Raw genomic sequence first — 26,229 nt, 5'->3', positions numbered from 1 at the left:
TACCCGGTTCATCCCCGCTGGCGCGGGGAACACTCAATTGCGTTGACACTGTCGGCGTTACCTGTCGGTTCATCCCCGCTGGCGCGGGGAACACGATTTATTAAAGCCCTCGTATTACTACGGTGGCGGTTCATCCCCGCTGGCGCGGGGAACACCTCCACAAAAAACCCCTTCTCACCAGAAATTACGGTTCATCCCCGCTGGCGCGGGGAACACTTTTAGTATTCAGATAACAGTTGGCGCGTACGCGGTTCATCCCCGCTGGCGCGGGGAACACCAGATTTTGACTCCCTCCCTCCAGCAACGACCCGGTTCATCCCCGCTGGCGCGGGGAACACTGACCCACAACATAATCCGTACCGTTGCTGTCCGGTTCATCCCCGCTGGCGCGGGGAACACATTTCACCCGTTGAAACCGGGATTTCGTATATCGGTTCATCCCCGCTGGCGCGGGGAACACACACTCGGTGTCAGAGGCCGGAATGAGAACGGCGGTTCATCCCCGCTGGCGCGGGGAACACACGAATTGGCAAGATATTATCTTTATCTGTTACGGTTCATCCCCGCTGGCGCGGGGAACACTAACGCTCCGGCACTGCTGGAGCGTAAATTACCCGGTTCATCCCCGCTGGCGCGGGGAACACTCTAAATGTATATACTTGTTTCGCATGGACTTTTTTTAGCAAAAAAAATCTACCACGATTTTACTAAAAAACAAATTGTTAAAGAGGAATTAATTTATTGATTTACAACAGGAAAAAAAGAGACTAACCGGAGGCCGTCAAAATCTACCGGCATACGGCGATTTTCCCCCCATGTCTGAAAATCGAAACCTGATTCATTATTGGTCGCCCATGCCATAACAACATTACCATTATCACAAAGCTGGGTGACCTGTTGCCAGATCATTTCACGAATTCGTTTTGACGTGTCACCGACATAAACGCCCGCACGGACTTCCAGCAGCCAGATCGCCAGTCGCCCACGTAAACGGGGAGGCACATTTTCCGTCACAACCATCACCATACTCATCCATGGCCTCCCCGATGGCCAATATCTCCTGATGACTCGGGTTCTGGAATCGCCGGTGGCAGCATATCAGGTGCAGGTTGCGGCGGTGATATTTCACCCGCCGCAAGGACTTGTTCTATTAATGGGATCAGTTTTCCCGTCAGTCGGGTACTACGGAATATATCCCGACAAGCCAGCCGAACTTCACGATCAGGTTGCGTTGGATAACGAGACGCTATTTCAAAGGCTTTCGGTACCACTGACTCAAATTTGACAATATCCGCAATGTCATACACAAAAGAGAGCGGTTTACCACTATGGATAAATCCAATTGCCGGTGCATAGCCCGCAGCCAGCACTGCCGCTTCAGTAATACCATACAGGCAGGAAGTGGCCGCACTGATACACTGATTGATAACATCGCCTTTTTCCCAGTCCTGGGGGTCATACTGGCGTCCATGCCATTTAACACCGTACTGTTTGGCCAGCAGAATATAGGTTTGACGAACCCGGGAACCTTCAATACCACGCAGTTGCTCAATAGAACGGCGCGCCGGGGGCGGCTCACGAAAACGGAGCTCATACATCTTGCGCACCACTTTCAATCGTAAATCGTCATCCAGCGCCAGTTTTGCCTGATAAAGTAGCTTATCTGAGCGTGCGCCACCCGGTTGCCCGGAAGCATAAAGACGGACACCCGCTTCCCCCACCCAGACCAGTAAAGTGCCGACGGTGGATGCCAGGCGTACCGCCGCATGAGAGACCCGGGTTCCCGGCTCCAGCATGATGCAGGCCACCGAGCCTACCGGTATATGCGTGCGTATTCCGGTTTTGTCAATCAGCACAAATGCCCCATCAAGCACATCGATTTGCCCGTACTGGAGAAAGATCATTGAGGTGCGATCTTTAAGCGGAATCGGGCTCAGCGGAATAAATGTCATGCTCCGTTCCAGGACTTAATCATCATCAGACCACAGCCAAAGGCTCGGCTTTTGCCATATCCTGATGCCAGACTTTGTAAAAAGAGCGCTGGCTGATTGACCACCAGCGTGCCGTTATAATCGACACTGCTGAACTGAATACTCCTGCGCGATTTCTGGCTTCTGATCTGCTGCTGGCGATAAGCGTCAATGCTGACTTCCGTGGGCGTAAAGCCGTGACGTTCTCCCTGTTGTGCCAGCCACGTCAGCGCCGCTTTTTGCTGATAAGGCCAGATGTCTCTTTTATCAACATGCGCTTTCACCTGACGTTTGGCATCCATAAGCAGATCATGACGTTTGCCTGCTTTACATATCGTCGGGTTAGCACGCAGGCTAAAACATAACTGTTGCCCGACACTTAATGCCGGATCAAACGGGCGGCATTGCACTTCTGCGATCTCACTGGCGACAGGGGGTTGCGCTGAGAGAACAAAGAAGCGCAATGCGCCCTGTAATTCTTCACGACGATAGAGGAATTGCCGGGCTTCCATCGCAGGGAATAATTGCCACAGCCATTGATGCATGACGTATTCGCCCCGTTCGATGAGCTGGAGTAACTGCTCAGGAGAAAACTGGCTGGTATAGAGAGTTATTCTTGAGAGGTACATGTCTCCTCCTTGATGATCCCGGTTCCCTGATTGACGATGCGTTCACCGAACAGCCACTGCTTACGACTTAAGGGATTATCACGGGTGTACAAAATTTTATTGGCTTCCAGTCCCGCATGTTCTCCTTCCCACCAGCACTCATTTTGCAATGGCGGCAGCGGGATTTTTAGTTGCCGCCACTTTGCCCGATAGTGGTGGTAGGCCTGAGTTAAGACATCCGCTGCTTCGCCTTCCAGTAATAAGGGGGCCAGCGGTAAGCTTAATGGATGACTTTTACGTCCCAGGTAAAGCGGGAAAACCGGCTGGCGCAATGCCTCCTGTAACTGTTCGAGGGTATAGGGCGCATTGGCGGTCAGAGCGATGCCAACCAGCCACCAGCTATCGGTGTAATAGTCACGTCGCGTGACCAGCGTCTCTAACACCTTCGGATCATGGAGCTCTTCCCGACGACTGAAATAACGGACTTTACGTACCGCTTTTGGCATCTGTACCGTATGGTAATCCCGGGCCCAGCGGGGGTGATGACTGGCCGATAACAGAAAGGCATAGTGCTGATTGAAAAGATGCAATCGCTCCTCTTCATCACGGCAGATCCCGACAGCCGCCGCCAGCAATCCGAGCAGGGCTGAACGGGTAGGAAGCGGCTGACTATGGCGCACTTCTCCGGGGGCGGCCATCCCCCAGGAAGCCATCGGCCCATGAAGCTGAAAAACCAGATATTGGCTCATAGACTCGCCCTTATGCACAGATAAAATCGAGCATCGCGTTCATGCTGCCCTGCTTGCGGGTTGTGTCAAAATCTATGGTATCACTGCACTGACCATACACGCTGTTCATATTGTTGCGTAAAGCGGTAATGCGCTCGATCGCCACATCCAGCTGGCTGGTGCCGGTAATGGGTTCATAAAAGGCCGCCGCCAGCGAGCGCGGCTGATCGGTGCTTTTCTCTGCCAGCGCCCAGGAGGCATAAGCCCGGGTGGCAAAGCTGTTTTGTTTACCCGTCGGCGAGACTTTGAGTGCCGCTTCCGTGAAAGCACGTAGCGTTTTATTGGCTAATGCTGCATCGCCATTGAGATTTTTCACCAGCAGATCTTTATCAATGCAGATATAGGTATAGAACAGCGCCGAACTAAAATCGGTCTCACCCAGATGGCCTGCCCCCGCATCATCAGAGGCGGCGCGCAAGTCATCGACGGCGGTGAAGAAGTCATCTTCGATCGTGGTTTCCGCAACACCAAACGCATGGGCCACCTGACAAGCCGCTTCGATATTAAATTCGGGTTTCTCGGCCAGCATGCGGCCAAACATCGCAATATCAACCGCCATGCGATCCTGACGTAGCAGATTGAGTTCTTCCTCTTTCGGTTTACGCCGTTCTTCTGCCAGACGATGCGCCAGCTCTTTTACCGCCTCGAACTCCGCCGGGCTGATATGTACCAGCTGCTCGGTTTCCGCATTCGGCAGTTGATCTTTATATTTTTTATCGTTTTTAACTTTACCCAAATAATTAGCAATATCCTGTGCATAGGCGACAGCGGTTTTCTCATCTATGCCATTTTCCATCATGATTTCTGCCGCTGTGCGGGCGATCCTGCCGCTGCGTATGCCAATATGACCCGCCAGCGCCTGCTCAAACAGCGCACTGGTGCGCCATGCCCGTTTCAGGCTCTGGGAGGAGATACGCAGGCGTGTAGCACCGCCCACGAATACGGTTTTCGGGCGGCCACTGTCATCACGGTTCAGGTTGGCCGCAGGGTAAGCCGTTAATAAATGGAGCTGAATAAATGTTGTCATAAAGAGATCCCGGTAAAATAGTTGACGGTTTTATTCGTCTTCGTCAGCGTGGTAATAGTCGAGTGCCCAGCGGATAGTGATAAAGTCAGTGAGTGGCTGGCGGCGACGTTTATGGTTTTGCACATCATCGTATTCCTGGCACCAGTGGAAGATATCTTCCGTCAGTGACGACAGATTGACGTTTCCTCTCAGGAGTTTTACCGCACGGCGTAGCTGGCGCAGTAAATCATCGGGATCTTTCACCGCCGATAAACGGCGAAAGCGCTGCTCCGACATCACCGGTTTATCACCCGTTTGCTGCCCTAACTGGGCAGCAAAGGGCGTATTCTGAACGACTGTTTTGATATCCGCAGCCAAAGCCGCAGTGAGCGCCAGAGCAGTGATCCGCCATTCCTGATGCTCTTTTTTCCATAAAGTATGGGTTTGCAGCAGCAGTGAGCGAAAACCTTCGGAGAGACAGATGTCACTGATCGTATTGCTGCGCCGCAGGCTGGCACGGTCTCCACGCCTTTCCTGTAATTCATCATACCAGCGGCGTAACGTCGCCTGATGATCATCCTGCACTATTGTCATTTAGCCCCCTTCTGCTTTGTGGCTTCGCTGTTCTTTTTTTCCTTCGTCGGCGTAAAATATTTTTTGCGCGCTGCTATACAACGTTTCAGATCATTATCTTCATACGGATTGCTAAAAACATGCTCATCAAAATAATTGCGCGTGAATAGCCATAAGGTTTTTTGCCATTGATTCAGCAAAGCGTCCCGATCCTCACCTTTTTCAAGATGGTGAATAAAATCGAGAAATTTTTGCTGGGTCAGATTCCAGAAATCGATATCGATAAAACTAAAATCACCGCGTGCGCCCTTAGCATCGTCAAACCAGGCCGCTTTCAGCGCGCTACGTAATAAGCTAAGAAGACGTATCGCTGTTTTCGCTGCCTGGCGTAAATCAGGCATGATATTTTCGGTCATTAATAATGGAAACTGATGCTCGTACCAGCAACGAATTTTCATATTATCGAAATCAGCGCCAAATCCCCATAATCCGACTTTTGTCTTCCTGAGACGATGAGAATGAAATATCCTGACCACCTGTGCCGGATACTCGTTATTATTTTCTGTCTGCTGCTGATAACTTAAGCCCAGCCAGTCGCGCCAGATAAGACCGCCGGGTTGCGGCTTGACAGAGAACAAGCCACTGTCCTCTTTGAGCGGTCGCCGGTAGGGGGTCAGCGGGTGTTGCCAGCCTTCATATTTCACTCCGTAGTTCTTAACGCTCATCGTAGTGAGTAGTTGATCGCTGACGGCGCCACAGATATCACACTGACCGTTCTCTGTTTTTGAGAAATTGAGCCGAATACGCCGTGGCATTCCCCAATACGCCTGTAATTTATTGACCTGTTCTGGCGTAGTTATGGTCTCTGTCGGTGGCTCACTGGTTCGCGTTTTTGCCAGCCAGGGAAAAATGGCGTCATTATAGGTAGTGGGTAATGGCATACCTGCCACGTCCTGCGGCATCACGTTCAGCCACAATTTGCGCCACAGGGGTGTTTGCCGCTTGCCCTGATATTCCTGCAGTTTAATCAGCGTGGTCAGCGGGCCACCGCCACGCAGTCCGGTACGATATCCTCTGCCTCCTGATGGGGCATTGAGCTGTAACGAAAACAGGGCAAGGGCGGCGCAATGAGGGCAAAAACGTTCTGTGATACCACGCTTGATAAAGTGATCTTTATTGAATTTGATCGTCTGGGCACCCGGGATCTCTGGCAGAAGCTGAGCAATAGAAATCTCTTCGCCACTGAAGTGTTCAAAATCCTGCATAAATGAGGGAGAGTCCGCAGAAAGCTGAAAGTACGGTTCCAGGGGGAGCAGCGCATTGTGTACCGCTTCCGCCGTTAATCCCTCCTCCCAGATATCTTCCCAGCGATAGCTATTTTCAGGTGCCAGCGTCGATTGCAATAAAGCGAGTAAGAATTGCCAGGCAGCACCTTGTAAATCGGCCCGGGATACAGCGATATCAGCAATATTTTCATCGGCCAGTGCAATGGGTGCCATTCTCCCGGTGGTGCCATCAATAAAACAGACCGGCAACCATGGGGTGGTTAAAAGTGAAGTCATATGCAATATCCTCTCGCAAACATGACCCTATGGATGGTGAGACCTGCCATAATTTTTTTATTCGTCTGATACTCATAGAATTGATGCAGCGAATATAATAAAAAAAGACGCAAAAAAATGTTAACTGGCTCGTAATATTCTGATAGGTTTTCATTTAATGATTGGGATATTCCTGAGAACGATTAACAATCTGAACACCAATAGCACGTCGCAACCGCGATATCGATATAAGGAAGAATATAAACCGCGTGTCAGGCTAATTGCTGTTTAAGCCAGGCGGTTATCTGCCGTAATGCATCATCGAAATTGTGATAGACCGGTGTCGAGGGGATCGCCAGCAATTTCCCATTCACAGACGAAGCGGTAATTAATCCAGACTCCTGTTGCGGACTGAGCGGATCATTTTGCCAGAATCCGGATAGCATCGGCGTCGGGCAACGTCGTCCCAGTAATCCCTGGTTCTTCAGCGAATAACGGTTCAGTTCTACACATAATGCTTCATCAGAGGCATCGTACATACCCAGCCGGGATGCCAGAACATCGAGATACATTCCCGGGATCGCTCTCTGGCGTCGTGGTTCTGTCAGCAACTGATGGACGACTGGCGCGAGACAGGCCACCGCTTTGAGATATTGTGGTGCCAGATAGCCCAGTCGTACTGCCACATTGGCGCCGAAACGAAAACCAAACGCTGCAACCCGGGTATGATCAACCCACGGAATAGTCGGTAATTGCTGCAGGACATGTTGATGTAGCAGGCTGGTTTCCTGAGTCAACTTCCATTTCGATGAAAATCCTGTGGAGGGCATATCCAGCGTTAGCATCGCTATCCTCGCTGGAGCAAAATAGTTGGCATATAAGCTGTAGTAGTCAATTTGCAGCCCATCGAGGCTACCGCACATCATAATGACAGGAAAGGGGCCTTCACCATCAGGGAGATGTAAAAAGGTGGTGATTGGCGAGCCGCCGGGGATCGCGACGGGTAGTTCACGCAGTGAGCCGGGCAAACACTGTACCGCTTGTTGATAAGCGCGGTAAGCCAGGGTTTGTGCCTGCTCAGCCAGTTCGTCACCTTTAATATGCGGGTAAGCGGCAATACTATAAAGACCGGATGCCCGCAACCAGTGATGGCCACGGGCAATGGCTTCATTTTCCTGCCCCGCTTTTTGCTGCCAGCTCATCGCCTGCTTTGACCATTCAAAGATCCAGTTGCCACTACGATATCCGGTGACAGTATCGTAAAGTTCCGGGGTCGTGCGTGGCGCATCGCTCATCGCAATACGTGCCTGTACATCGAGGATATCTTGAGGCGGTATACCACGCCAGATCCATTCCAGGCGATTAATTAAACGATACCAGTGATCAACAGGACGGCTGGCGAGGGGATCAATCACAGAACGGCGTACCAGTGTCGAGGTTTCCGGATGGTCGAATTGTGGCTTAAATAGTGTTTCGCTAAGATTATGTGACATATATCGTTCCCATCGTTTTACTCTTTTAGCGTCCAGCGCGCCAGAAAAAACCCGCCAGTATGATCAGGCGGGGAACAAAGATATTGATGCGATCAATTAACGACCGGAGATGGGCGGCACAAACATCACCCCCATATCCCACGGTTGCTCGATCCATACATCCTGTGGGATATCAACAATATAATCATCAACCAGTGGGCGCCCGGCCGGTTTGGCAAAAATCGTGACAAAGTGTGCTTTGGGATAGATTTCACGAATGGCAACCGCCGTGCCACCGGTATCCACCAGGTCATCAATTACAATAAAACCTTCACCATCACCTTCAGCACATTTCAGAACGATCAGCTCGCGCTGACTATCGTGGTCATAACTGGAAATACAAACCGTATCAACATGACGAATACCCAGTTCACGCGCCAGTAATGCCCCTGGGATCAGGCCACCACGACTGACCGCGATAATTCCTTTCCATTGTTCAGACGGCATCAGGCGACTGGCTAATTGGCGGGCGTGGATCTGTAGCATATCCCAGGTGACGACGTATTTTTCTCTCATGTGCAGTGTCCTGGCCTCTATTTTAAGGCCTAAAAATAATATTCGAGGGGGAAATAATGCGCGAGATTATAGAGACATAAAGCGCTAAAAACCAGTGTTTAGCCGCGATCATCCCGCTTTTTGCACTGTTCAGGCCACCGGTCCTGCTATAAAGTGGTATCCTCATCCTCTGGTATGTCCTTCTGCGTTGATTGACGATTATTGCTAACCTCGACCCTGTAAACACATTTTGCAGGCTATTGTAAGGAGACTTATTGTGTCTGAGCTGTCTCAGTTATCCACACAACCACTATGGGATATTTTTGCCCGCATCTGTGCCATCCCTCATCCGTCCTATCATGAACAACAGCTCGCTGAATATATCATGGGATGGGCGAAAACGCGGGGATTAGAGGCAGAACGCGATCAGGCGGGTAACATTCTTATCCGTAAAGCAGCGACGCCAGGTATGGAAAACCGTCAACCCGTCGCTTTACAGGCACATCTTGATATGGTGCCACAGAAAAACGACGATACTGCTCATGATTTCACTAAAGATCCGATTCAGCCTTATATCGACGGTGAGTGGGTCAAAGCGCGTGGCACCACGCTGGGGGCAGATAACGGCATTGGTATGGCTTCCGCACTCGCGGTGCTGGCCGATGATAACGTCGTTCATGGCCCGTTAGAAGTACTATTGACAATGACAGAAGAGACCGGCATGGAGGGCGCGTTTGGTTTACAGCCCAACTGGCTGCAGGCCGATATTCTGATTAATACCGACTCAGAAGAGGAAGGCGAAATCTACATGGGCTGCGCGGGAGGGATCGATTTTACCTCTCAACTGACGCTGATCCGTGAACCCATTCGCCCTGGTTTCCAGTGTGTTAAATTGACCTTAAAGGGCCTGAAAGGGGGTCACTCCGGGGGAGAGATCCACCTCGGTCTAGGGAATGCCAATAAATTACTGGTTCGTTTTTTTGCCGAATATGGCCAGGATCTGGATTTACAATTGGTGGATTTCAACGGTGGCTCATTACGCAATGCCATCCCACGCGAAGCGTTCGCGACTTTCGCTGTCGCTGCCGATAAATGGGATCTGCTGCAAACACGGGTCAATCATTACCAGCAAATCCTGAAAAATGAACTGGCAGAAAAAGAACCGAATCTGCAATTACTCAGCGATCAAGTCGCCGATGATCGCCGCGCACTCAGCACACAGTCCGCTGATACATTTATCTATCTGCTGAATGCGATGCCGAATGGTGTGATCCGTAACTCCGATGTCGCAAAAGGCGTCGTTGAAACTTCACTGAATGTGGGTGTGGTGACCATGACGGAAGATAATGTGGAAATTCATTGTCTCATCCGTTCACTGATCGACAGTGGCAAAGCCTATGTTGTCAGTATGCTGGACTCGCTGGGGAAACTGGCCGGTGCCCGCACACAAGCGAAGGGAGAGTATCCCGGCTGGCAACCCGATAGCCACTCACCCGTGATGCACCTGGTACGTGATACCTATCAGCGCCTGTTCCATAAGACGCCGAATATCCAGATTATTCATGCCGGGCTGGAGTGTGGCCTGTTCCGCAAACCCTATCCTGATATGGATATGGTCTCCATTGGGCCGACCATTACCGGCCCACACTCTCCGGACGAACAAGTGAATATCGCCAGCGTTGGCCATTACTGGAAATTACTGACGGAAGTACTGAAAGCGATCCCTGAAAAATAAGCGATTTGCGATTCAGAGCGTGTCTCTCCTGTCATCAACCGATGATGGCAGGAGTCAATGATAGATCCGGTTAAAATTAAAGCGCGAGTGACAATTGCTGATCCCGCTGAGGATCGATTAAGGTCACATGCAATCCCACCAGCCGTACACCACGTCCACGCCGTCGTTGATGCCAGGTGTGATAAGCGGTGGTCAGCAAATCCTCTTTATTCAGACAGGGCCAGATATGCTCCTGAGTGGTCAGCTGAAAATCATTGAATTTTAGCTTAACCCCCTGACGGGCAATCAGCAGGTCGGGTTTTACCTTCGCCAGTCGCTGTTCCAGTTTCTGATACAGCGTGTTAATAATCGCGGCACAATCATCCCATTGATAAATATCCTGCGCCAGTGTGCGTTCAACACCTATCGATTTACGCTGCCGGGTGCTGATCACTTCACGTTCATCGATACCGTGGCTGCGCTGCCATAATATGCGGCCCAACTGGCCAAAGTGACGAAGGAGTGTTAATAAATCACTCTTTTGTACATCCTCACAGGTATGTAAACCCATTTTTTCCAGCCTGGCGGCAGAAGCCTTCCCCACACCAGGGATACGGATAAGCGGTAGCGTTTTTACAAATCCCTCGACCTGATGTGGCGTAATCACAAACTGGCCATTGGGTTTATTGATATCTGAAGCTATTTTGGCCAGAAATTTAACCGGCGCAATCCCCGCAGAGGCTGTCAGTTGCAGTTCGTCATATATCGTCTGACGAATTTCTGCCGCTATTCGCGTAGCAGAACCCTGACAATGAGGACTGTTACTGACATCAAGGTAGGCTTCATCCAGTGAAAGCGGCTCAATCAATGAAGTATAACGGGAGAAAATCTCGTGGATTTGGCACGATACTTTTTTATAGGCTTCAAAGCGGCCTGGCAGCAGTGTCAAATGTGGGCAGCGTTTAAACGCCAGGGCGGTTGGCATGGCGCTATGAATGCCAAACTGACGCGCCGGATAGTTCGCGGTGCTGATCACGCCACGCTGCATAAGGCTGCCACCGACCGCCACAGGAATATCCCGCAAAGCCGGGTTATCACGCATTTCAACTGCGGCAAAGAAACAGTCCATATCAATATGGATGATTTTACGCATCATGACCCCCATCAATACCTGTATAATAATACAGTATTACGCTGACAATACAGGGGCTAAGAAGGAAAAAATCTCAGGATAAGAACCTCCCTTGCGAAAAAAATAGCGGAGTGATAAAGTATGACATCGAGTACAAAAAATACCCGCCCCTGGATTTTTCTTGCCGTTCTGGCAAAACGATTGGTGATTTATCAAGGAACAAGCTGTATGCGTAAAATCGCACTCTTTATTGCGATACTTCTGTTGCCATGCATATCATTTGCTGGCTTACTGAATAATAGCAGCCCTAATAAGCTGACTAATAAAGAATATAAACAAAAGTTTATCGGTTCACCGGTTTATCTTGAGCTGTTCAAAGAAGAGCGCATGCTCAATCTTTATGTCAAAGCAGGCGAAACCTATCAGCTGCTGGATAGCTACCCAATCTGTAACTACTCCGGCGGTCTCGGGCCGAAAAAGCGCCAGGGGGATTTAAAAAGTCCGGAAGGGTTTTATAACGTGACCCGTAGCCAACTCAAACCCGATAGCCAGTATTATAAAGCCATTAATATTGGCTTCCCCAACAGCTATGATCGTATACATGGCTATAAAGGGGACTATCTGATGATCCACGGTGCCTGCGTCTCAATAGGCTGTTATGCCATGACCGATGCCAGTATTGATGAAATTTTTCAGTTTGTTACCGGTGCACTGGTATTCGGGCAGCCGAGTGTGCAGGTCAGTATTTATCCTTTTCATATGACCAATGAGAATATGGAGCGTCATAAATACTCTCGTTATGCAGATTTCTGGAAACAGCTAAAACCGGGTTATGACTACTTCCAGCAAACCCATCAGCCGCCGAGTGTCGCCGTGATGGATGGACGCTATATTGTCAGCCAGCCACTCAGCAGTGATATGGCTCAGCCGCAACTGGCATCAAACTACACGTTCACCCATATAAAATAGCGCCCACTCGCCGGGCATTATCTTATTCCATGTCTCATCACCCGTCAGTGGCTGGGTGGCAATCACGGAAACCACATCATTCGGTGTGGTTTCCTGTTGAAAATCGATTTTGACGTCTCTGTCAATCAGTGTCGCCATCCCAAAGGGCGCCCGACGCGTGATCCAGTACAGGCTGGTCGAGCAAAATGCCATCACATAGCAACCATCCGACAATAACATATTGAAGACGCCCTTCTGGCAAAGCTCCCCGGCCAACGTGGCGATATATCTGAAGACACGCATCCGGTCTTGCGGAGAACCAGAATAGTGTTCAGCCAGGCCGTGTAATAGCCAGCAGAAAGCGCGTTCGCTATCGGTTTCACCAATTGCCTGAAGTTTCCCTGTCGCCAGCGATTCATAATCATTCAGCTGGCCATTATGGGCGTAAGTCCAGTTACGCCCCCAGAGTTCACGGGTAAAGGGATGGGTATTTTCCAGCGCGACGATACCACGATTAGCCTGGCGGATATGAGCAATTACTGAGCACGATTTAATCGGGTAGTCCTGCACCATCTTCGCTATCGGCGACTGAAAGCTGGGGCAGGGATCTTTAAAAGTACGACACCCCTTTCCTTCATAAAAAGTGATCCCCCAGCCATCTTTATGCGGGCCGGTTCCCCCACCGCGCTGAATTAATCCGGAAAAACTAAAGCAGATATCTGTCGGCACATTGGCACTCATGCCAAGCAATTCGCACATATTCCCGTCGTCCCCTGCCCCCCTTTTCAGGGTTTGAGCATCTCTTTTTCAATCAGCATGATCAGAATATGGATAACTTTAATGTGGATTTCCTGGATCCGATCAGCATAACCAAAATGCGGCACCCGAATCTCTACATCGGCATAGTCGGCTAATTTACCCCCATCCTTTCCGGTTAACAGGATCACTTTCATTCCCCTGGCACGCGCCGCTTCAGCGGCAAGGATAACATTGGCGGAATTACCGGATGTTGAGATGCCAAGCAGGACATCCCCTTCCCGACCAACGGATTCGACGTAACGGGAGAAGACATACTCATAGCCAAAATCGTTACTCACACAGGAGAGATGGCTGACATCAGAAATGGCGATCGCCGGATAACCTGGGCGATTCTCACGATAGCGTCCGGTTAACTCTTCTGCAAAGTGCATGGCATCGCAATGAGAGCCCCCGTTGCCACAGGAGAGCACTTTACCCCCGGCTTTAAAACTGTCCGCCAGCAGTACCGCAGCACGCTGAATGGCCTGGATATTGGCTTCATCCTGCATGAAATGCGTCAGCGTTTCCGCCGCTTCATGCAGTTCATTACGAATAACAACCTGGTACATAAGGAGGGTCCTTTAATATAAAGAGAAAAACCTGCTCAGTTTACCGGATAGCAATCGAGGCGAGAAGCGGCAGAAGTCATGACAGAACAGATATATATACTGGTCGATCCACCGTTCAGCGCGTTAATAACACGCATTACTGGCCGCATACCTCATCGCTATGCGGCCATAAGTACAGCGGCTCCCCTGTTCGGGGATTGCCAGTGATGGCGAGATAGCTTACGGCTGATTAAATGAGATCACCATCCGACCAGTAAACTTACCTTGTTCCATCTCTTCAAAAATATCGTTGATCTCTTCCAGATGACGTAAGGTGACTTTAGGGACGACTTTGCCTTCTGCGGCAAACTGGAAGGCTTCCTTGAGATCTTCACGTGTACCCACCAGAGACCCCACCACCTCAATACCATCCAGCACTAAACGTGGAATGCTTAAATCCATGGTATCGACGGGCAACGCCACCGCGACAATACGTGCACCGGCTCTGACGCTGTTTACCGCAGAATTAAAGGCGGCTTTTGCTACTGCCGTAACGACCGCTGCATGGGCACCGCCGACTTCACGCTGAATGATCGCATCGACATCATCGGTTCTGGAGTTAAGCGTCATATCCGCGCCCATCTCACGCGCTAATGCCAGCTGTTTATCATTGACATCAATGGCGATAACTTTCGCCTGAAAGACGTTTTTGGCATATTGTAATGCTAAATTGCCCAGACCGCCTAATCCATAAATCGCGATCCATTGCCCCGGCTGAATATGCGAAACTTTGATCGCTTTATACGTTGTCACCCCCGCACAGGTAATACTGCTGGCGGCCTCCGAGCTTAATCCATCCGGCACTTTCACCGCATAATCTGCGACGACGATACACTCCTCAGCCATCGCTCCATCCGCGGTATATCCGGCATTTTTGACCTCACGGCAAAATGTTTCACGCCCGCTATTGCAATATTCACAATGGCCACATCCCTCGAAAAACCATGCAACACTGGCTCTGTCACCCACTTTCAGGGAGGTGACCCCCTCACCGACTTGGGTCACAACGCCGACACCTTCATGCCCTAATGTTACGCCAGTAACATCACCAAAATCGGCATTTTTAACGTGTAAATCAGTATGACAAACGCCACAACAGCACATTTTTAATAATGCTTCACCGTGTTTTAATGGCCGTAATTTTTTATCTTCAATGGCAACAGATTTATCTTTTGTGACAACCGCAGCTTTCATAATAACGACTCCTTATAAAATTACAGAAATGGCTCTTTCCTGAAAAATTCGATAAAAAATACTAAGTTAAAAACATAAAGAGGGTAAAGTTAATTAAATTCATCTCTGTCACCAGGGATGCGTTTTTGTGACAAACTTCATAAAATCCATGCTTATTTTTATCTTATTTATTTCCCGCGTAAAGGTTTTACGCTCTTTCAGCTGATAGACCCGGATAACCGGCGGTTTGTGCTCATCCTCCTCATCGTACTCAACCGCCTTCAGTTCACTGACCGGAAAGCCCATCCCCGGATGAGGGGCAAAACACACCGGATCATCGGCCGGATGACTGGTGGAACCCATCGGCGACCGGTGCGGATGATGCTTCTCCAGCAACTGGCAGAAACGATAAAAATTTATCTGCTGAAGGTCAGCCGGGAATACGGCGGTTGTGTTTCTCTTGCCATTCCAGACGCTCTCCGGTCGGTTGCAGGATGATAATCAGACGGTTAAACAGATAGATATCGGTATACAGAGCGAAGAAGCGGCTCAGCATCTCGCCAAACAGGCAGATATCACCGCGCCCGGCAAAACCGTGGCTGTCGAGCGTCACTTCAATCTGCCCCCCTGCACCAGGTAGCCCTGCTCAAAGCGTTCGGTTTCGCTGTGCCGGACGTCGGTAATCGCTTCGAGACGGCGGCGGTTCATCTCGCTGTCGGTCCACTCGTACAACGCCAGGGTGCCGCGCAGCACTTCGGCATTGTCCATCATCGACAGGAAGCTGCTGCCGAGGTGGCTCAGTACACGCCAGTGAAAACGGTCCTGCGCTGGCGGATAGCAGGGCAGCGTCGGCGCACAGAGGTTGCGGACGCCGAGGCTGGCCGAAAGGGGTTTCATTATCATGTCCAGCACGGTACTCTGCAGCGCCCGGCGTGGCAGCTGGCCATTGGTGCCGGTAAGTGTCGGCGGATCGGATTCTAGCGGAAACAGGTTAATCACGGGCACGCAGTTCAGGCGCAGATGCTTTTCGCTGAAACTGAAATCGTGCGCCCAGCGCTCCGCCAGCACCATCTCGATCTCAAACCACGGGAGTTTCGCCGGCAGAACCACCTTCTCCAGTCCGCGCAGCCCGCAGCCCGGTGAACATAAATTTCTCGCGGAAGGTGAAATACTCCAGCAGCAGCTGGTAGCCACTGAAACTGCTGCCGCTCTTCGGCCACAACGTGTCATCATCGCCAAAGCCCAGCGCGGTAAAATAGCCGTCGAACGCTCTTCTGTCCGGGTCGCCCGACATCCGCAGCCACAGCCGATCAACATTCATGGTAAAGGCTTCATGCATCGCGCAAGCCAGCGGCGCGTCGGCGTTGAAGTACAGCGGGAGATGACTGAGCCCAGTCGGTAAGCGGACTGCAGCTGAAGCGCAGGCTGATGACCGAACGCCCGTCGGGGTCGGTCGACAGACGGGCATGCGCCAGCGACAGCGGCTGAAGGGTTATCGCCTGGGTGGTGGTGTAACGGCAACGGGTGCCCTTCTCACCCACCGGTCTGGAGAGCACCTCGAAACCTTTGTCAATGCGTATCGGCTCTTTCATTTCAAGCCAGTCGGGGGGAACTCGACCACAGACATCGACGGAATGGTACGCAGGTACTGCGGCCACAGCAGGCTGACCAGCCCTTCGGTCAGTTCCGGCAGGTCGTCATCAAGCTTTTCACGCAGGCGGCCCATCAGGAAGGAGAAACCCTCGAACAGGCGCTCGACGTAAGGGTCGCGCGCCCCCGCTTTATCAAGATTAAGCATCGCCGCCTGCTCTGGATGGGCACGGGCAAACTCTTCACCGGCCTCCAGCAGGTAGCGCATTTCAGCGTCGTAGTAACGCAGGGTTAAGTCATCCATATTTATTTCTGCTTAGTTAATTGCGATGTGATCAGCGATGACCGGTGTTCCAGAAAACGACAGTCTACTCCAGATAAAAAGGCTGTTCATCAGCAAGGTTGACGGGAGAGTGTTGTTTTCACATAACCCGTGACTGTGTCGGGCATCCTCCCGATGGAATGTATTAGGAAAACCGTCATGTTATCTAATTATTGGCACACCTTGTGATTCAAGGAGATAAATAAGAGCCTATCCCACCAGGCGTTATTGGCGCAGCCAGTTTGGACACGGACAGCGCGGAGAAACTGCAGCGTACACGGAGTACGTGAGGATTTCGAGCACTGCCCAGGGCCAAAATGGCCAGTAAAATAGCCTAATGGGATAGGCTCTAAGCCAATATTTATAATGGAAGCGCTAACAGAAACGGAAAATTGTTAATCAATCGCTTTCAGGTTGATTTAACTCAATATTTATAAATTAAAAATATCCATTCATTACAAAATTATCGTGTTAGCGTAAAAGGTAATATAAGAAAGTACGCAGGATGGCGGGAGGCTATATCCACATTTAACGTGAGAAATAAGGTATAACAGTGAATACAGAAAAGAAAAAGCCCACGCTATTAATAGCATGGGCCTGAATAGTGGCGGAACGGACGGGACTCGAACCCGCGACCCCCTGCGTGACAGGCAGGTATTCTAACCAACTGAACTACCGCTCCACTGGCTCTCATTTAAGAGAACGGGGCGAATGTTACGGATTCACCTTAATGCCGTCAATGCTTTTTCTTCGTTTTTTCACTTCTTGCTGTAAAAATCATCTGAACGTCTGTTTTTAAAACATATTTCATGCCATCAGGCACGCCATAAGCAAGATCCACCTTTCTTTTGTACTAAATCGAGCCGCGCTTCATGCGCCGCCACCTCTTCCTGAGTGGCATGAATGACCCGTAATTGACTGGCAGTACGCGCAATACGCTGAATTTCGATTTCACCACGCTGCTGCGAGTGCTCATTCTCGATTGAAAATGCCATTGCGGTCTGTCCGCCGGTCATCATCAGATAGACATCGGCCAGAATCCGGGCATCAAGTAATGCGCCATGGAGGGTACGTTTACTGTTATCTATTTCATAGCGCGAGCATAGCGCATCAAGGCTGTTACGTTTGCCTGGAAACATCTTTCGCGCCAGTGCGAGCGTATCCGTGACCTGACAAAAAGTATTCGTTTTCGCAATACCACGTTTCAGTTTATTAAACTCATAATCCATAAAGCCAATATCAAACATGGCGTTATGAATAACCAGCTCCGCACCACGGATGTAGTCCAGAAATTCATCCGCAACATCCGCAAAGACTGGCTTGTCGATTAAAAACTCATCAGCAATACCATGAACGTTGAAGGCATCAGGATCCACCAGCCGATCAGGTTTGAGATAAATGTGAAAATTGTTGCCAGTGAGGCGACGATTAATGATCTCCACCGCACCAATTTCAATAATTTTGTGTCCTTCATAATGCGCACCCACCGTGCTCATACCGGTCGTTTCAGTATCAAGAACAATTTGTCGCGTAATTGCAGTGCTCATATCCGCCATTTATGTCAGACTTATCCGTTATGTACCCATTCTATTTACAGGAAGTCTATCAGATATGCTGAAACAGGTAGAAGTTTTCACCGATGGATCATGTCTCGGCAATCCAGGGCCTGGCGGATATTGCGCGATTTTACGTTATCGTGGAAAAGAAAAAATTTTCAGTCAGGGTTATCATCTTACTACCAATAACCGTATGGAAATGATGGCGGCAATCGCTGCCCTGGAAGCCCTGACAGAGCATTGTACGGTGATACTCTGCACCGATAGCCAGTATGTTCGCCAGGGGATCACGCAATGGATCCATAACTGGAAAAAACGTGGCTGGAAAACCGCAGATAAAAAGGCGGTGAAAAATATCGATCTCTGGCAACGGATGGACACCGCCCTGTCTCAACATCAGGTTCAATGGCAATGGGTCAAAGGCCATGCCGGACATCCAGAAAATGAACGTTGTGATGAACTGGCTCGTGCCGCTGCAACCAGACCAACGCAACACGATACGGGCTATCAGCCAGAGAACTCATTCCGTCCATGATGCTACTGACGGGGAATGCCCAGCGCCTGGCGTAGTGGTATTTTGATTTTTATTAATTTTGTTGGCTTAAGCGTCAAGGGGAGCGTGCGTTTACGAGCGACAACCAATTGTAAGCGGCCAAATAGTGGCAGATGGGTATTCAGTAATCTGTCAACATGATCACTACCGGTCAGCACACCATAGCAACCATAGTGCAAAACTTCAAAATTCAGTAAAGCCAGCCAGTCCAGTTGACGTTTTAAGGTAAACATTCGACTGTTCCAGGGAACGCTTTTGCCTGCTAATGGCACCAGTTTACGTAGTCCCATCAAACTGATGGGATTAAATCCGCTTAATATCAGCCAGCCATTATCAATCAATACTCTGTCTGCCTCACGCAATAAACGATGCGGATCGTGACACCAGGGAAGAATATGCACCAGCAAACAGGCATCCACTGACTTTTCTGCAAAAGGGAGATAAAGCGGGTTCGCTTTCACCTGAAGCGGCGAACCCTGCAAAGAAATATTCACTTGATGTGGGATTGCGCAGGCTTCTGTATTGATTTGCGCACTCAAGTTACCAATCTTAAGCAGATGAGAGCCATATAACTTAGCCAGCCATGGCCTCATTTGCTGTTCCAGCAATCTGCAATAATATTCACCACATGGCATACTGGACCAGTTTTCTGGCGCTATAGCGAACTGAGGTATCTTTGCCTGCTTCATCGCGACCTTCCGCTACGACTATTGAGGAGTCATTTATGCATCTTACCAGCATTTCCGCGTTTGAGGATAACTACATCTGGGTTCTGAGTGAGGATAATGGTCGCTGTCTGATTGTCGATCCTGGTGATGCAGCGCCCGTACTGGCTGCAATAGAAGAAAATCACTGGCAACCTGAAGCTATTTTGCTGACTCATCATCATCACGATCATGTCGGTGGTGTCAGACAACTATGCGAGAGATTTCCTCATCTTACTGTTTATGGCCCGGTAGAAACACGGGATAAAGGAACCACCCATCTGGTGGCCGAGGGTGACCAGATCACTATTTTAGATCGTGATTTTTCTGTGTTTGCCACACCGGGTCATACGTCAGGGCATGTTGCTTTTTATTGCGCCCCTTATCTGTTTTGTGGTGATACGCTGTTCTCTGGTGGCTGTGGACGACTCTTTGAAGGTAGCGCAGAGCAAATGTATCAATCACTAAAAAAAATAAATACCCTTCCAGAAGATACGCTGATTTGTTGCGCACATGAGTATACGCTAGAAAACATGAAGTTTGCCTTGAGCATCCTGCCTCATGATGAGGATCTCATTCATTACTATAATAAAGTGAATGCATTACGTGCTAAAAAACAAAAAACGCTGCCTGTAACATTAAAAAATGAACGATGCATCAACCTGTTTTTACGTACTGATGATGATTTAACCACAAAAAATAAAAAAACAACAAATTTGCAACATGGCATACAGCAATTTACATGGTTAAGGTCAAAAAAAGATAACTTTTGATATTTAATTCTTGTCATTCGCCTCCTTCATCGTTATCCTTGCCCATCTTTTAGGCAACTATTGACACACACATGAAGGTACGAGCGATTTTACTCGTCTCTGTCTTGTTGTCAGGATGCCAGGTGTTTAAGCACGATGGTGTCCAGCAACATGCACAAAGCCTTTCTGCGGCTGGTCAAGGGGAAGCAGGTAAGTCAACAAGTCAAGCGCGCTGGTTAGATGATGGAACGTTCTATGCGCAGGACCAGGATCTGTGGACTTCCATAGGCGACGAGCTGAAGATGGGGATTCCGGAAAACACCCGGATTCGCGAAGAGAAACAAAAATATTTACGTAATAAGAGCTATCTCCACGATGTAACTTTACGGGCAGAACCGTATATGTACTGGATAGCCGGGCAAGTTAAGAAACGTAACATGCCAATGGAACTGGTATTAATACCCATAGTGGAGAGCGCTTTTAATCCGCATGCTACATCCAGCGCTAATGCGGCTGGTATCTGGCAGATAGTCCCGAAAACCGGACGTAATTATGGTTTAAAACAAACAGCAAGCTACGATGCGCGCCGTGATTTTATCGCCTCTACGACAGCAGCATTAGATATGATGTCGCGGCTGAACAAAATGTTTGACGGCGACTGGTTATTAACAGTCGCAGCTTATAATAGCGGTGAAGGCCGGGTGCTTAGCGCAATAAAAGCGAACCGTTTAAGTGGTAAACCGACTGATTTCTGGTCGCTACCCTTGCCGCAGCAAACCCGAGCCTATGTTCCTAAGATGCTGGCGTTAAGTGAGATTTTCAAAAACAGTAAAAGCTATGGTATGAAGTTACCGACTACTGATGAAAGTCGCGCACTGGCACGTGTTCATCTCAATAATCCGGTTGAGATAAACAAACTGGCTGATATGGCAGGGATCCCTGTTGATAAGCTCAGAACATTCAATGCCGGTGTAAAAGGTTCTACCCTTGGGATCAACGGTCCAAACTATGTAATGGTACCGCAAAAACATGCTGAGCAATTACGCGAATCGCTGGCCGCGAATGATGTTATTAGCGCTGCACAGCCTGCTGACTTAGCCAGCAAAAAAGCTATATTATTGAGCAGCAATAGCATCACTTATCGTGTACGTAAAGGTGACTCATTATCGAGCATTGCAAAACGTCATGGTGTAAAAATGCGGGATGTTATGCGCTGGAATAATGGTACAGGAGATCTGAAACCCGGTGATCAACTGACATTATTTGTCAAAGATAGTAATAATGCGGATTCGTGATCTATCTGATAAAAACCAAAGGTGCCTGTCGGCACCTTTTTTCTTAATATCTTACCATTCGAATGATAACCGCGACGCAAATACTTCTTATCTCAGCTAAGCGGTTGTCGGTATTACTCATGTATGTAGATATCTCGTTATTTATTCATAACTGAATTCAACCAGCAAAGGGTTATGGTCAGAGGCTTGTGTCACTAATATAGAGGCATCATTGACACCTAATCCCCGATAAAATACAAAGTCCAGTGGATGTCCAAATATACGGCTTCGTTGATCGTCAGCAAAATGCACTTCCTGTAAGGACATTTCATGTGCGAAATGATAAAGCGTATTTATACGTGGCCGACTCCAGGCATTAAAATCACCTGCCATAATCACCGGGCCACTGTGACGGGTGATCTGCTGACCGACTGATAATAGTTGTTTACTATAGACATTAACACCAAGACTAAAGTTAATCGCATGGATATTCACGACCATTAATAAACGCCTGTCCGGCAATGGATAAACGGTTATCAGCGCCGATTTCGCCAGGCGCAAAATCGGCTCCCGTTCACGAAAGGGGTAACAGTAAACAGGATTGACCAGAGCCATCGTCATCACACCCGATGGAGATTGAGGTAAATACAAAGCGGGAACTTGATCAGCTGCGCGGTAGTAGGTCGTAGCAAATTTAACCATCTCAGGCGTTGTTTGTGCTTCCTGTAACAACATCAGGTCGGTATCTTTGCCAAAACCTGTGAGAATAGACTGCCATTCAGCACGCTGCTGCTTAAAAATATTCCATACCAGGACACGAACGACTCCACGGGTACTTAATGTCGCAGCAACAGGAAGTATCTGATCAGTGCTGATAAAGGATGCCGGAGGCATAATTATCTTTTCAGGTTGTCCCGGTACATAGCGTATGGCATAAGTTTTCTTGTGCACTTTCAGAACTGAACCTCAGTAACATGAACTTAGCATGGCACTAGCCGTTTCATTTTTATATATTTTTTTACAATAATTTTCAATACGAGCGACGAAAATTATTTATCTGAGGTAAAGAGATATATGTGGGTAAAATCAATATGCAAAACAAGAAATATAGCCAAAGATGGAAGGTATTGCAGGCTGTTGAGAACCCATTGAGTGCTTGTTATTCTTTTCTGCATAGAAAAGAAAAATGCCATGCTAACAAGTAGCATGGCATTTTATTCTGGCGGAACGGACGGGACTCGAACCCGCGACCCCCTGCGTGACAGGCAGGTATTCTAACCAACTGAACTACCGCTCCAGCAACTCTTTCTGCTGTCACCGGCTTTTATACCGGTGTTCACTAATTTTAAAGCCTGGCAGCTCCCTGCTCTCGCATGGGGAGTCCCCACACTACCATCGGCGCTTCGGCGTTTCACTTCTGAGTTCGGCATGGGGTCAGGTGGGACCACCGCGCTGTCACCGCCAGGCTGATTCTTTCTAATCCTTCCTCGCTCTTCTTCCGGACCTCGCTGAAAATCTTTCTCTCTCTCTCCGCTCCACGCTTCCGATAAAACACCTTCGGCGTTGTAAGGTTAAGCCTCACGGGTCATTAGTATCAGTCAGCTCAACGTGTCACCACGCTTACACACCTGACCTATCAACGTCGTCGTCTTCAACGTCCCTTCAGGATATTTTCATATCAGGGATAACTCATCTCAGGGCAAGTTTCGGGCTTAGATGCTTTCAGCACTTATCTCTTCCGCATTTAGCTACCGGGCTGTGCCATTGGCATGACAACCCGTACACCAGTGATGCGTCCACTCCGGTCCTCTCGTACTGGGAGCAGCCCCCTCAGTTATCCAGCGCCCACGGCAGATAGGACCGAACTGTCTCACGACGTTCTAAACCCAGCTCGCGTACCACTTTAAATGGCGAACAGCCATACCCTTGGGGCCGCTTCAGCCCCAGGATGTGATGAGCCGACATCGAGGTGCCAAACACCGCCGTCGATATGAACTCTTGGGCGGTATCAGCCTGTTATCCCCGGAGTACCTTTTATCCGTTGAGCGATGGCCTTCCATTCAGAACCACCGGATCACTATGACCTGCTTTCGCACCTGCTCGCACCGTCACGCTCGCAGTCAGGCCAGCTTCTGCCATTGCACTATCCTCCTGATGTCCGACCAGGATTAGCTGACCTTCGTGCTCCTCCGTTACTCTTTGGGAGGAGACCGCCCCAGTCAAACTACCCGCCAGACACTGTCCGCAACCCCGCTCAGGGGCGCGTTAGAACATCAAACATTAAAGGGCGGTATTTCAACAGCGGCTCCATGCAGACTGGCGTCCACACTTCTTCGCCTCCCGCCTATCCTGCACATCAAGGCTCAAGGTTCAGTGTCAAGCTGTAGTAAAGGTTCACGGGGTCTTTCCGTCTTGCCGCGGGTACACTGCATCTTCACAGCGAGTTCAATTTCACTGAGTCCCGGGTGGAGACAGCCTGGCCATCATTACGCCATTCGTGCAGGTCGGAACTTACCCGACAAGGAATTTCGCTACCTTAGGGCCGTTATAGTTACGGCCGCCGTTTACCGGGGCTTCAGTCAGCTGCTTCTCCTTTCAGATTACAGCATCATTTAACCTTCCGGCACCGGGCAGGCGTCACACCGTATACTTCCACTTGCGTGTTTGCACAGTGCTGTGTTTTTAATAAACAGTTGCAGCCAGCTGGTCTCTGCGACTGACCTCAGCTCCACGCGTTAAGCGCTTCACCTTGCGTCAGCGTGCCTTCTCCCGAAGTTACGGCACCATTTTGCCTAGTTCCTTCACCCGGGTTCTCTCAAGCGCCTTGGTATGCTCTACCTGACCACCTGTGTCGGTTTCGGGTACGATTTCATGTTACCTGTCGCTTAGAGGCTTTTCCTGGAAGCAGGGCTTCTGTTACTTCGGCACCTCAGTGCCTCGTCATCACGCCTCAGTGTTATGGTGTTCCGGATTTGCCTGAAACACCCACCTGCACGCTTAAACCGGGACTTCCGTCACCCGGATAACATAGCCTTCTCCGTCCCCCCTTCGCAGTAACATAAAGTACGGGAATATTAACCCGTTTCCCATCAGCTACGCCTTTCGGCCTCACCTTAGGGGTCGACTCACCCTGCCCCGATTAACGTTGGACAGGAACCCTTGGTCTTCCGGCGTGCGGGTTTTTCACCCGCATTATCGTTACTTATGTCAGCATTCGCACTTCTGATACCTCCAGCATGCCTCTCAGCACACCTTCTTCAGCCTACAGAACGCTCCCCTACCCAGCAGCTTGCGCCACTGCCGCAGCTTCGGTGCATGGTTTAGCCCCGTTACATCTTCCGCGCAGGCCGACTCGACCAGTGAGCTATTACGCTTTCTTTTAATGATGGCTGCTTCTAAGCCAACATCCTGGCTGTCTAAGCCTTCCCACTTCGTTTCCCACTTAACCATGACTTCGGGACCTTAGCTGGCGGTCTGGGTTGTTTCCCTCTCCACGACGAACGTTAGCACCCGCCGTGTGTCTCCCGTGGTATCATTCTCCGGTATTCGCAGTTTGCATCGGGTTGGTAAGTCGGGATGACCCCCTTGCCGAAACAGTGCTCTACCCCGGAGATGAACCCACGAGGCGCTACCTAAATAGCTTTCGGGGAGAACCAGCTATCTCCCGGTTTGATTGGCCTTTCACCCCCAGCCACAGGTCATCCGCTGATTTTTCAACATCAGTCGGTTCGGTCCTCCAGTTAGTGTTACCCAACCTTCAACCTGCCCATGGCTAGATCACCGGGTTTCGGGTCTGTACCCTGCAACTAGTCGCCCAGTTAAGACTCGGTTTCCCTGCGGCTCCCCTATTCGGTTAACCTCGCTACAGAATACAAGTCGCTGACCCATTATACAAAAGGTACGCAGTCACCCCACCACTAAGCCCCCTCTGCTTCTTTTGGCGGCTGGGCGTCGCTCACGCCCCGCCTGCCCTGCCTTACAGCAAAGGATGCCTCGTGGAATCTCACCACTGGCTTAGTGGTGGGGCTTCCACTGCTTGTACGTACACGGTTTCAGGTTCTCTTTCACTCCCCTCGCCGGGGTTCTTTTCGCCTTTCCCTCACGGTACTGGTTCACTATCGGTCAGTCAGGAGTATTTAGCCTTGGAGGATGATTTTCCTTCTTCAGACAGGATTTCTCGTGTCCCGCCCTACTCTTCGAGTCCACAGCATGCGCGCTTTCGTGTACGGGGCTGTCACCCTCTTTTGCCGGACTTTCCAGACCGTTCCACTAACACCCATGCTGATTATGACTCCGGGCTCCTCCCCTTTCGCTCGCCGCTACTCGGGGAATCTCGGTTGATTTCTTTTCCTCGGGGTACTGAGATGTTTCAGTTCCCCGGTTCGCCTCGTTAACCTATGAATTCAGTTAACGATGATGTGATTACTCACACCGGGTTTCCCCATTCGGACATCGCCGGGTCACAGACCCATATCACCTCGCCGGCGCTTTTCGCAGATTTGCACGTCCTTCATCGCCTCTGACTGCCAGGGCATCCACCGTGTACGCTTAGTCACTTAACCTCACAACCCGAAGATGTCTCTTCCGGTCGC

At 49.9% G+C, this 26,229-nt stretch carries 22 protein-coding genes, 2 tRNA genes, 2 rRNA genes, 1 pseudogene and 1 CRISPR repeat array (1 of these 28 running past the window's edge); of the genes and pseudogenes, 5 read left to right on the top strand and 22 right to left on the bottom strand.

What is annotated here, in order from left to right:
* Positions 1-644: a CRISPR direct-repeat array (repeat unit 29 nt; unit sequence CGGTTCATCCCCGCTGGCGCGGGGAACAC); it reaches 1,399 nt to the left of the window's first position.
* Positions 645-738: 94 nt separating this feature from the next.
* From cas2e to gpt, 9 genes are all read right to left on the bottom strand, one after another.
* The gene (gene cas2e, locus PT300_05485) at positions 739-1,032 is read right to left on the bottom strand and encodes a type I-E CRISPR-associated endoribonuclease Cas2e (protein MDF7680089.1); all 294 of its coding nucleotides are present in this window, start codon (positions 1,030-1,032) and stop codon (positions 739-741) included.
* The gene (gene cas1e / locus PT300_05480; GenBank protein ID MDF7680088.1) at positions 1,029-1,952 is read right to left on the bottom strand and encodes a type I-E CRISPR-associated endonuclease Cas1e; all 924 of its coding nucleotides are present in this window, start codon (positions 1,950-1,952) and stop codon (positions 1,029-1,031) included. The genes cas2e and cas1e overlap by 4 nt, the downstream gene beginning before the upstream one ends.
* Positions 1,949-2,599, bottom strand: coding sequence for a type I-E CRISPR-associated protein Cas6/Cse3/CasE (gene cas6e, locus PT300_05475; protein MDF7680087.1), 651 nt, complete (start codon positions 2,597-2,599; stop codon positions 1,949-1,951). The genes cas1e and cas6e overlap by 4 nt, the downstream gene beginning before the upstream one ends.
* On the bottom strand, positions 2,581-3,327 hold the full coding sequence (gene cas5e / locus PT300_05470) for a type I-E CRISPR-associated protein Cas5/CasD (protein ID MDF7680086.1): 747 nt from the start codon (positions 3,325-3,327) through the stop codon (positions 2,581-2,583). The genes cas6e and cas5e overlap by 19 nt, the downstream gene beginning before the upstream one ends.
* 10 nt (positions 3,328-3,337) lie before the next feature.
* The gene (cas7e, locus tag PT300_05465) at positions 3,338-4,393 is read right to left on the bottom strand and encodes a type I-E CRISPR-associated protein Cas7/Cse4/CasC (GenBank protein ID MDF7680085.1); all 1,056 of its coding nucleotides are present in this window, start codon (positions 4,391-4,393) and stop codon (positions 3,338-3,340) included.
* A 30-nt stretch (positions 4,394-4,423) separates the two neighbouring features.
* A complete protein-coding gene (gene casB / locus PT300_05460; GenBank protein MDF7680084.1) occupies positions 4,424-4,966 on the bottom strand; it encodes a type I-E CRISPR-associated protein Cse2/CasB in 543 nt (180 codons plus the stop codon).
* The gene (gene casA / locus PT300_05455; protein MDF7680083.1) at positions 4,963-6,513 is read right to left on the bottom strand and encodes a type I-E CRISPR-associated protein Cse1/CasA; all 1,551 of its coding nucleotides are present in this window, start codon (positions 6,511-6,513) and stop codon (positions 4,963-4,965) included. Before casA ends, casB begins: the two co-directional genes overlap by 4 nt.
* Before the next feature lie 245 nt (positions 6,514-6,758).
* Positions 6,759-7,979 (bottom strand): esterase FrsA, encoded by a 1,221-nt coding sequence (gene frsA, locus PT300_05450; GenBank protein MDF7680082.1) that lies wholly within the window; start codon positions 7,977-7,979, stop codon positions 6,759-6,761.
* A gap of 96 nt (positions 7,980-8,075) precedes the next feature.
* Positions 8,076-8,534: a xanthine phosphoribosyltransferase gene (gene gpt / locus PT300_05445; protein ID MDF7680081.1), complete on the bottom strand. Its 459-nt coding sequence runs from the start codon at positions 8,532-8,534 to the stop codon at positions 8,076-8,078.
* Between the two features lie 256 nt (positions 8,535-8,790).
* Here gpt and pepD point away from each other — a divergent pair, with 256 nt between their 5' ends.
* A complete protein-coding gene (gene pepD, locus PT300_05440) occupies positions 8,791-10,248 on the top strand; it encodes a beta-Ala-His dipeptidase (protein MDF7680080.1) in 1,458 nt (485 codons plus the stop codon).
* Between the two features lie 76 nt (positions 10,249-10,324).
* On the opposite strand, the gene dinB is transcribed toward pepD, so the two are convergent.
* A complete protein-coding gene (dinB, locus tag PT300_05435; GenBank protein ID MDF7680079.1) occupies positions 10,325-11,380 on the bottom strand; it encodes a DNA polymerase IV in 1,056 nt (351 codons plus the stop codon).
* A 207-nt stretch (positions 11,381-11,587) separates the two neighbouring features.
* Between dinB and dpaA the strand changes: the two genes are divergently transcribed.
* Positions 11,588-12,328 carry a peptidoglycan meso-diaminopimelic acid protein amidase gene (gene dpaA, locus PT300_05430; protein MDF7680078.1) on the top strand — a complete coding sequence of 247 codons (741 nt, stop codon included), beginning with the start codon at positions 11,588-11,590 and terminating at the stop codon, positions 12,326-12,328.
* On the opposite strand, the gene PT300_05425 is transcribed toward dpaA, so the two are convergent.
* From PT300_05425 to dnaQ, 7 genes and pseudogenes are all read right to left on the bottom strand, one after another.
* Positions 12,299-13,066 (bottom strand): class II glutamine amidotransferase, encoded by a 768-nt coding sequence (locus tag PT300_05425; protein MDF7680077.1) that lies wholly within the window; start codon positions 13,064-13,066, stop codon positions 12,299-12,301. The genes dpaA and PT300_05425 overlap by 30 nt on opposite strands.
* Positions 13,067-13,092: 26 nt before the next feature.
* On the bottom strand, positions 13,093-13,674 hold the full coding sequence (gene lpcA, locus PT300_05420) for a D-sedoheptulose 7-phosphate isomerase (GenBank protein MDF7680076.1): 582 nt from the start codon (positions 13,672-13,674) through the stop codon (positions 13,093-13,095).
* Positions 13,675-13,893: 219 nt separating this feature from the next.
* Positions 13,894-14,907 carry an alcohol dehydrogenase AdhP gene (gene adhP / locus PT300_05415; GenBank protein ID MDF7680075.1) on the bottom strand — a complete coding sequence of 338 codons (1,014 nt, stop codon included), beginning with the start codon at positions 14,905-14,907 and terminating at the stop codon, positions 13,894-13,896.
* A 108-nt stretch (positions 14,908-15,015) separates the two neighbouring features.
* A complete protein-coding gene (locus tag PT300_05410; protein MDF7680074.1) occupies positions 15,016-15,282 on the bottom strand; it encodes a type VI secretion system baseplate subunit TssG in 267 nt (88 codons plus the stop codon).
* 34 nt (positions 15,283-15,316) lie between these two features.
* A pseudogene (gene tssF, locus PT300_05405) lies at positions 15,317-16,780 on the bottom strand (type VI secretion system baseplate subunit TssF).
* Between the two features lie 623 nt (positions 16,781-17,403).
* Positions 17,404-17,480, bottom strand: a tRNA-Asp gene (locus PT300_05400).
* 133 nt (positions 17,481-17,613) lie between these two features.
* Positions 17,614-18,345 (bottom strand): DNA polymerase III subunit epsilon, encoded by a 732-nt coding sequence (gene dnaQ / locus PT300_05395; protein MDF7680073.1) that lies wholly within the window; start codon positions 18,343-18,345, stop codon positions 17,614-17,616.
* A gap of 64 nt (positions 18,346-18,409) precedes the next feature.
* Between dnaQ and rnhA the strand changes: the two genes are divergently transcribed.
* A complete protein-coding gene (gene rnhA / locus PT300_05390) occupies positions 18,410-18,889 on the top strand; it encodes a ribonuclease HI (GenBank protein ID MDF7680072.1) in 480 nt (159 codons plus the stop codon).
* Positions 18,890-18,891: 2 nt separating this feature from the next.
* Here the strand turns inward: rnhA and PT300_05385 are convergent, their stop codons facing one another.
* Entirely contained in the window at positions 18,892-19,596 is a 705-nt protein-coding gene (locus PT300_05385) for a class I SAM-dependent methyltransferase (GenBank protein ID MDF7680071.1), read from the bottom strand.
* 35 nt (positions 19,597-19,631) lie between these two features.
* On the opposite strand from PT300_05385, the gene gloB reads away from it, so the two are divergent.
* Both gloB and mltD read left to right on the top strand, forming a co-directional pair.
* Positions 19,632-20,384, top strand: a complete 753-nt coding sequence (gene gloB, locus PT300_05380; protein ID MDF7680070.1) for a hydroxyacylglutathione hydrolase — start codon at positions 19,632-19,634, stop codon at positions 20,382-20,384.
* A gap of 71 nt (positions 20,385-20,455) precedes the next feature.
* A complete protein-coding gene (gene mltD, locus PT300_05375; GenBank protein ID MDF7680069.1) occupies positions 20,456-21,658 on the top strand; it encodes a murein transglycosylase D in 1,203 nt (400 codons plus the stop codon).
* Positions 21,659-21,799: 141 nt separating this feature from the next.
* Here the strand turns inward: mltD and PT300_05370 are convergent, their stop codons facing one another.
* From PT300_05370 to PT300_05355, 4 genes are all read right to left on the bottom strand, one after another.
* Positions 21,800-22,588, bottom strand: coding sequence for an endonuclease/exonuclease/phosphatase family protein (locus PT300_05370; GenBank protein ID MDF7680068.1), 789 nt, complete (start codon positions 22,586-22,588; stop codon positions 21,800-21,802).
* A gap of 269 nt (positions 22,589-22,857) precedes the next feature.
* Positions 22,858-22,934: transfer RNA gene (locus PT300_05365), tRNA-Asp, on the bottom strand.
* A 53-nt stretch (positions 22,935-22,987) separates the two neighbouring features.
* Positions 22,988-23,103: ribosomal RNA gene (gene rrf, locus PT300_05360) — 5S ribosomal RNA — on the bottom strand.
* Between the two features lie 101 nt (positions 23,104-23,204).
* Positions 23,205-26,199 (bottom strand): 23S ribosomal RNA (locus PT300_05355).
* Positions 26,200-26,229: the final 30 nt, after the last annotated feature.

The sequence above is a fragment of the Enterobacteriaceae bacterium ESL0689 genome (assembly GCA_029433525.1).
In the GTDB taxonomy this organism is placed as follows: Bacteria; Pseudomonadota; Gammaproteobacteria; order Enterobacterales; family Enterobacteriaceae; genus JAQTIF01.
The sequence above is the reverse complement of the archived record's forward strand: the minus strand, read 5'-3'. Positions and strand labels throughout refer to the sequence as shown.